Annotated in this window: 2 protein-coding genes and 1 pseudogene; 2 read left to right on the forward strand and 1 reads right to left on the reverse strand. The window is 38.4% G+C overall.

The genetic code is table 11. The annotated features are described in order from the left end of the window. Positions 1-431: 431 nt before the first annotated feature. The gene (xisF, locus tag CK510_RS26155) at positions 432-1,772 is read right to left on the reverse strand and encodes a fdxN element excision recombinase XisF (RefSeq protein ID WP_095724453.1); all 1,341 of its coding nucleotides are present in this window, start codon (positions 1,770-1,772) and stop codon (positions 432-434) included. A gap of 59 nt (positions 1,773-1,831) precedes the next feature. Between xisF (CK510_RS26155) and CK510_RS26160 the strand changes: the two are divergent. Both CK510_RS26160 and xisF (CK510_RS26165) read left to right on the forward strand, forming a co-directional pair. Continuing rightward, positions 1,832-2,515 (forward strand): annotated as a pseudogene (locus tag CK510_RS26160) (nitrogenase component 1); the annotation flags it as partial. Then, positions 2,506-3,849 carry a fdxN element excision recombinase XisF gene (gene xisF / locus CK510_RS26165; protein ID WP_095724454.1) on the forward strand — a complete coding sequence of 448 codons (1,344 nt, stop codon included), beginning with the start codon at positions 2,506-2,508 and terminating at the stop codon, positions 3,847-3,849. The pseudogene CK510_RS26160 and the gene xisF (CK510_RS26165), both read left to right, overlap by 10 nt. Positions 3,850-4,972 lie beyond the last annotated feature (1,123 nt).

Raw genomic sequence — 4,972 nt, forward strand, 5'->3', positions numbered from 1 at the left:
GCAATTGAACAAGCATCAATCCGATTGGGTAAAGGCTTTAGCCGTAGTTCAATTTTTCGTAGAATTAGTTCTGGGGAATGGCAAGAAGGGATTCATTGGATTGATGCTAGACGGTACGGCTGTGCAAATCGAATTATTAAAGACTCAACCCGAGCCCGAATTTCCGATTAGGTGCAAAGACTGCCAGGGATGATCGCGTTAGCTAACCAGAGGTTTTTCGTAAAAAGATTGCCTCGAACAGAAACATTTCGCCCGTTGGTTAAACTTAATCAAGAGCGCCACAGATGCAAAGCACGATTATGGTTATGATGGATGTCACTAAAAAAGAATCGCTACCTTCCTGGTTAAAAAAGACAGCGATTGTATATCAGAAAGTGAAGCACTTAGACGACGAAACAGTTAAATACTATTTGTCTAACCCTGAACTCGTGCTAGACAATATCGACAAATTCGACACGGATAATAGAGCCGTTATCGATAACGACTGCACTAAGGAACTTTCGGTATAGCTCTGATTTCCTGTCTTGTGGCAGTAATTGAAAATATCTAATGTCTGAGAAAGTTTGCACCCATTCATCTACCAGGGCTAGATTGGGTGTAACTTTCTTGTGTTGCTGAATTTTTAATTTTATTTTGGCGATCGCATCTTCGATAACATCATCCTTGGGAATCTTCTCCAGTGATTCCAATTTTGCTTTTAATTCAACTAATTCCCGTGGTTCGGGTTCATCTTCAGAAAATACAAAATCTCGCAATATAATAGCTTTCTCAGCTAATGCCGCATCAACAAATTCACAAACCTTGCTCAAAGGTGTAGCTTTTTTATTTGAGCAATAACTTTTGCCGTAAACGTTTCTTTTATTACATACCAATAAATCTTTATCCTTGCGAGACACATAGCACTTTCCATCGCAGCATCCGCAGTAAATCTGCCCGGAAAGTAAGCCAGTGCCCCTATTCCCTTGGAGACGATTCCCACCCCATATTCTTTGATTATCTATCAAAAGGGCTTGAAGCTGTTCATCTGTGGAAGCGTCGATGAGTGGAGTATGGGTATCCTTGCGAATATCCCACAGATCGGGCTTGTGTTGTTTGTTATGGACGTTGTAGCGGGTATGTCCTCGCAACACAGGGTTTTTTATCCAATTGTGAAACCCAGTAACTGACCACCGTAATCCATAACAAGCCTGGGTATGGTGTGCTGTGCCCCTGATGGATGATTTATTCGCAATCATCCAATCGATGATTTCCCTGGCGATCGTCCAATTAGTCTTACCTGATTCATGCAGCGATAAATCCGGGGCATATTTTTCATCGATTCGAGCGTAGCCAAAAGGAACATGGGAAGGTGCTTTGTTTTTTTCTCTGAAGTAATTGTACCCGTGCCTTACTCGACTTTGCAACAAATCGCTCTCGAATTGTGCCAGTGCCCCCATCTGATTGATCGAAAATTTAGAGAAGGGATTAGAAATATCATCAATAGGGGCATCCAAGATTGTTAGCTTTATGCCCATTTCCTCGAATAATGCGATCGCCTTCGACATCGAAACCATTGACCGTGCCAATCGATCAATGCGGGTTATAACGATTTCTTTGACTTCGCCTTTTTTGCACAGGGCTATCAGCTTGTTAAATTCTTTGCGATTATTAGACTTCCCAGATTTTATATCAGTGAAAATTTTATCTAACCCAGTTTTTTCGAGGCGAGCCATTTGCTGAACTAGAGCTTCATCTTGTTCCCCGGTACTTACCCTGGCATACCCTACGCGCATAAGCTTTATGGAATAATGGTTAAGGTAAGAATACTATATTTTCCTGCGTTGTACAACAACATATCGGTGGAGACGCGTGGGCAAGCCGCATGTTACTTGAAGAAATGGGTTTGCGAGTCGTTGCCCAGTGGTCTGGTGACGGTACAATGAACGAACTTATCCAAGGACCAGCAGCTAAGTTAGTTCTAATCCACTGCTACCGTTCCATGAACTACATTTGTCGTTCTTTGGAAGAAACATACGGATTACCTTGGATGGAATTCAATTTCTTCGGACCTCACAAAATTGCTGCTTCGTTGCGCGAAATTGCTGCTAAGTTCGACAAAAAAATCCAAGATAATGCTGAAAAGGTGATTGCTAAATACCAAGCAACAATGGATGCGGTTCTGAAGAAATTCCGTCCTCGTTTGGAAGGTAACACCGTAATGCTATATGTTGGTGGTTTACGTCCTCGTCACGTTGTACCTGCATTTGAAGACTTGGGTATCAAGGTTGTTGGTACAGGTTACGAATTTGGTCACAATGACGATTACAAACGTACTGCTGACTACATTGACAATGCCACCATCATATATGATGATGTTACGGCTTATGAGTTTGAGAAGTTTGTGGAAGCGACAAAACCTGACTTGATTGCTTCTGGGATTAAAGAGAAGTATGTCTTCCAAAAGATGGATTATAAATATAATGTGGTAAGATTGATTCTATCCACGAAATATCTCTATAAATTTTTATGCGTATAGGTTATGCCCGTGTATCTACTCGCCATCAAGCAGATACAGAAGCCCTCGACCAACAAATAAATCGGCTTGAAAAAGCTGGGGCTGAGAAAATCCTATACGATATCGAGTCTGGAAGAAAAGATACTCGGAAGAATTTTAACCAATTAATAAACCTTGCCAAAAATGGAGTAGCAACCGAGATAATTGTTACGCGGTTAGATCGACTTGGAAGAAATGTTATTAGTATCCACAGGACAATAGACGCACTTCAGAAAGTAGGAGTAAAACTGACAATTCTAGATTCCCCGCTAGGGAATACAAACTCTGCTTTTGGGTGGCTAACTATTAATAATATTGCAGGGTTAGCAGAATTTGAAAGTCGATTACTGTCTGAAAGAGTTTCCTTTGGAACTGAGTATTTTCGTTCCAATCTCAAATACTTTGGTAAGCCACCATTTGGATATGCTAAAGATGAAAATTCAAAATGTATTCCACACTCTTCCAATTGGGCGATCGCAAAAGAAATAATTCATAGGCTTTACGAGAATTCCTTCACATCTCTTTCTCGATGGTTAGTGGAGCAATATAGTATAAAAATGTACCCCACTAGTATTCTCAAGTGGTTGCATAATCCTGCACTTCGAGGACATACATTTTACAAATTAAAGACAGGAGAAACAGAAAAGCATTACGGGACACATGAAGCTTTAATTACTGAGCAGCAATACGAAGAATTATCAAAACTTACATCTTTTTTACATAAAAAAGACCCTGCCAAATTTAAAACACATTTTTTGTCTGGGTTATTCCGTTGTGGGATATGTGGCGCTGGTATGTCCAAAACAGGTGCGGACTCAAAAGAAAGTAATAATTCTTTAAGATTCCAGTGCATAAAATACAAAAAATTCGGAAAATCTGTTTGTGACAATAGTAAGCAAATTTCGGCATCAATTGTAAAAAGAATAACTATTGGGGAATTAGTTAAATTTGCTGAAAGCATCTTGGATGCAGTTAATACCTCGACGATAGCGAACCAAACAGAAACTTCTGAAGAATTACTTTCCTTAAAACATCAGCTAGCAACATTACAAACTCTTCCAAAAAATGATTTGATTAATTCTACAATTGCAGAAACAGAGTATCAAATAAAAATTCACGAACAACAAAAGAACGTTCGTGAGTCTAAAACTGAAGAAGATATTTATATACTTGAGGCTTTAAATCAAGCGGACTTTTTTGAAGAGTTATCCGATTCAGAACTGGGAGCAATTTGCTTAAGGTTCATAGAATCAGTAAAATACAATGGGGGTAAAGAATTAGTGTTTGCATTCCATTCCAGACTTCTCTTACCGTAAGCAATTGCTTTTTTGCGAATTGACCACCAAACATTTTTATCGTTATCGTTGTCCATAAAATTTATATTATTTGGTTTGTGAAAATTTTCTGTTAGTGGCGATCATAATTCGGATTTATCAAGAATGCGATACTCTTATCGGAGCCACTGTACGTGAACGCATCTTTCGTGGCTATTCTAATAATTCAACATCTCGCAATTTTTCTAATTCAGTATTGCTAAATGCATTCTCAACCACTAAAGTCTGAATAAGCTTTCGACAGTGCATTGAATCAACATCATTTATCGCTGATACATTACCAGCTTGCTGGATAGCAACGATTAATTCCGCTTTAGATGAATGGCACTCTTGTTAAACCCAAAGTCCATGTTTCCCCATCCTAAGTATGAGTTCCTATCTTGGATACTAGAAAGCAATCTGGACAAGGGTTGTATATTGACTTAGCACCCATTTGTATCTGAGTTTTTCTACGACTTTAAAATTCCGTTTCCCCCATATAATCTTCGTCATTGCTATGCAGGCAAATGTTTTGAATTTGGATTTACTCCTGACTTCGGAGCAAAATTAATGGGGCATTCAGTCACAACCCATTGCAAAACCTATCGAGCTTGGATAGATAAAGCTACATACTGGAAGGTATATGAAACTTTTCAGTAACAAACTTATGCAAAAAACAAGCCTTTCTCATGTTGCAGTTAGACCCCCATCGAACAGCAGAGAAAGAATTGAGAATTGTCGAACAATACAATTGGAATGAAATACGCTTAACTGGATGAATTTGCAGCGAAACTATACACCTTTAATTATTTATACACACTTATCTCGATTTTGACAATTGCTTACTGATTCAGATAATTAGTGCCTAATATCAAGTTGTATAATATTATTTAATCTATGATTATTTTACACGTATCCAACATCAGCTAGATATCGATTAAAAGCTTCGTCAGATAAGAACTACACAACAAACACAGTATTTATGGAGTAATAACTGAAGTGTCATAAATAGTAGTCAATATCCGAACACTGAACTTTTGTACCACCGTGAAATTCAAATTCCAAAAATGCCTGTGATAACTGTCTTGCAGATAATACAAGGCTTCAATATAATTAAAAAATCTCA

The organism is Brunnivagina elsteri CCALA 953 (assembly GCF_002289455.1).
GTDB classification, from domain to species: domain Bacteria; phylum Cyanobacteriota; class Cyanobacteriia; order Cyanobacteriales; family Nostocaceae; genus Brunnivagina; species Brunnivagina elsteri.